Annotated in this window: 1 protein-coding gene; it reads left to right on the forward strand. The window is 74.0% G+C overall.

Translation table 11 applies throughout. From position 1 onward, the window contains the following. A partial coding sequence (locus Aru02nite_RS36280; RefSeq protein WP_239077183.1) for a glutamate-5-semialdehyde dehydrogenase occupies positions 1–988 on the forward strand: 988 nt, incomplete at both ends.

Genomic DNA, 988 nt, shown 5'->3' on the forward strand with positions numbered 1-988 from the left:
GGTACGGGCGTGCGCGGAGCGGGCGCGGGTGGCCGCGGCCGAGTTGGCGGTGGCGTCGCGTGCGGTGAAGGACGCGGCGTTGCGGGCGATGGCCGAGGCGCTGGTGTCCCGGGCCGCGGAGGTCCTGGCGGCGAACGAGTCCGACGTGGCCGCCGCGCGCGCCGCCGGTACCGGCGAGGCGATGCTGGATCGGTTGTCGCTCAACGGTTCGCGGGTCGAGGGGATGGCCGACGGGTTGCGTCAGGTGGCCGGGCTGCCCGACCCGGTGGGCGAGGTGGTGCGCGGCTCGACGCTGCCGAACGGGTTGGAGCTGCGGCAGCTGCGCGTCCCGTTCGGGGTGGTCGGGATCGTGTACGAGGGCCGGCCGAACGTGACCGCCGACGCCGCTGGGCTGACGCTGAAGTCGGGCAATGCGGTGCTGCTGCGGGGGTCGTCGTCGGCGCGGCGGTCCAACGCCGCGATCGTGGCGGTGTTGCGCGACGCGCTGGCCGCGTCCGGGCTGCCCGCCGACGCGGTGCAGCTGGTGCCGGGCGACACGCACGACTCGGTCAAGCACCTGATGCGGGCGCGTGGCCTGGTCGACGTGCTGATCCCGCGCGGTGGCGCCGCGCTGATCCGTACGGTGGTGGAGGAGTCGACGGTGCCGGTGATCGAGACCGGTGTCGGCAACTGCCACGTGTACGTCGACGCCGACGCCGACCTCGACGACGCCCTCGCCATCGTGCTCAACGCCAAGACGCAGCGCCCGTCGGTGTGCAACGCCGCCGAGACGGTACTGGTGCACGCCGCGGTCGCCGACCGCTTCCACGCGATGCTGCTGCCCGCGCTCGCCGCCGCGGGCGTCACCGTGCACGGAGACGAATCCGTTGCGGCGCACGGGAAGACGCACGGTGTCGAGGTCGTACCGGCGACCGAGCGGGACTGGTCGCAGGAGTACCTGTCGCTGGATCTGGCCGTCGCCGACGTGCCCAGCCTCGACGCCGCCATC

This window comes from Actinocatenispora rupis, from assembly GCF_016861975.1.
GTDB lineage: Bacteria > Actinomycetota > Actinomycetes > Mycobacteriales > Micromonosporaceae > Actinocatenispora > Actinocatenispora rupis.